Below are 2,053 nucleotides of genomic sequence, written 5' to 3'. Positions count from 1 at the left end.
GCCGGCGCCGCGCTGGTGGTGCTGGTGATGCGGGCGCGCTGCACGGCAAGGCCGGCCTGCAGCTGCCACCACGGCGCGATCTCGCCGTCCAGCCCCACTTCGAGGCCACGGCTGCGCTGGCGCCCGGTCAGCTCGATGGTGCCGGCGACGGCGCCCGGTGCCCGCGTGTTGGTGCGATCCAGCACATAATAGGCGACATTGAGGTTGAGGCCGGGCGTGATGTCCCACTTGGCGCCGATCTCGCGGTTCAGGAAGCCTTCGGGCTCGAGCGCGGCGAGGCTGAGATCAAGGCTGGCGAATTGGTCGCCCGATTGCGGCAGGTAGCTGCGGCTGAAGCTGGCATAGAGCGAGGCATTGGCCGCCGGCTTGACAACCAGCCCGGCGCGCGGCGACCAGAGATGATCGACCCGGGCGAACCGCGCGCCGCCAAGCAGATCATCGACGGTCAGCTCGAACCGGTCATAGCGCAGGCCGCCGACGAGTTCGACATGCTCGCCGATCGTCATCTGGTCCTGCACGAACAGGGCCGCCACCTCGGCCTGGCCGCGGATCGAGCGGTTGCCGCTGCCGGCGCGGATGGTCACCGGCGGCGGCGCGAACGGATTGGTGAGGGCCACGCGGACCTGGCGCGGCCCGCCGGCAACCGTATCGAAGAAGCCGTTGATGCGCTGGTTGCGCGTCACCTGCCGGCCCAGTTCGAAGCCGGCGAGGATATTATGGCGGGTGCCGCCCAGTTCGGCCGTGATGTCGATATCGGTCTGGCTGAACAGGTTCTGCCGGCTGGTGGGATCGCGATAGGCCTCGATCAGCACGCTGCCATCGGCCGCCAAGGGCCCGGCGGCGTAGACGTTCACATATTCCTTGTCATGATCGGCCCAGCGCGTGCGATGGCGCAGCGAGACGGTGTCGGACAGGCGATAATCGGCGGCCAGCGACAGCGCATCGACATTGAACCGGCTGCGGTTCAGCGCTGCATCGCCAACGAAGAGCCCGCGGTCCACTGGCGCCGGGCGGCCGTTCTGCGAGGGGATGCCGCGATCGGCGACCCGGTCATCGGCAGCATGCTCATAGCCCAGCACCAGCGTGCCGCGCCCGCCCAGGTCGACGCCCAGCGTGGGGTTCACCGCCCAGCGGGTCAGGCCATAGAAGTCGCGGTGGTTGCTGGCCTCTTCATAAAAGGCGTTGAGGCGCCCGGCGATGCCGGTGGCCAGCGGCAGGTTGAGATCGCTGGCAAGGCGCCAGCTGCCCCAGCTGTCAACGGCGGCATCGCCGGCGATGGCACGATCGTCCAGCATCGGCGTCTTGGTGACGCGGTTGATCACCCCGCCGCCGCCGCCGCGCCCGAAGATCATGGCATTGGCGCCCTTCAGGATCTCCAGCCGCTCCAGATTGTAGAAATCGCGGAAATACTGGACATCGTCGCGCACGCCATCGACGAAGAAATCGGAGGTGCTGTTGTTGCCGCGCAGCACGATCTGGTCGCGGTTGCCCTCGCCCTGCGCACCCACCGCGCCCGGCACGAAGCGCAGCGCCTCCTGCACCGACAGCAGGGCCTGATCGTCGAGCCGCTGGCGGGTGAGCACGGTGACGGCCTGCGGCACGTCGAGCAATGGCGTGTCGGTGCGGGTGGCCGAACCGATGCTGGCCGCCCGATAGCCTTGGTCGCGGGTGGCGGTGACGACAATGGTCGGCGCGTCTCCGTCCAGCGCCATCAGCTCTTCGGCCATCCGATCTTCGGCTTGCGCGGCGCCGGCCATCAGGAGGGCAGTGCTGAGGAGGAGGAGACGCTTCACGACGATTCCTGCGAATGACTATCAGTTGCGTGCTGTATTGCGACGCATTCGCAGAAAGGCAAGCGGAAACTGCGGATCGGCTGGGCGGAGCCGCCGCCTCAGTCCTGCGGCAGGCCAGCAAGAGCGATGCTGTCGCGCCACAGGGCGGCGCAGGCGGCATCGTCCCGCGCCAACAGCGAAGGCTCCGGCCAGCCCAGCCGCCCCTTGCGCAACGAGGCATAGACCTGGCCGGCCGGCGGCCGCAGCGCGGTGGCGAGCAG

At 68.7% G+C, this 2,053-nt stretch carries 1 protein-coding gene; it reads right to left on the bottom strand.

All coding sequences use genetic code 11. The features are described 5' to 3' along the window. A partial coding sequence (locus tag GJV64_RS13950; protein ID WP_164158025.1) for a TonB-dependent receptor occupies nucleotides 1–1,793 on the bottom strand: 1,793 nt, incomplete at its 3' end. Nucleotides 1,794–2,053: the final 260 nt, after the last annotated feature.

Origin of the sequence: Sandarakinorhabdus rubra (assembly GCF_010994245.1) — a bacterium.
GTDB classification, from domain to species: Bacteria; Pseudomonadota; Alphaproteobacteria; order Sphingomonadales; family Sphingomonadaceae; genus Sandarakinorhabdus; species Sandarakinorhabdus rubra.
Note: the sequence above shows the minus strand (reverse complement) of the source record. Positions and strands in the feature narration are given on the sequence as shown.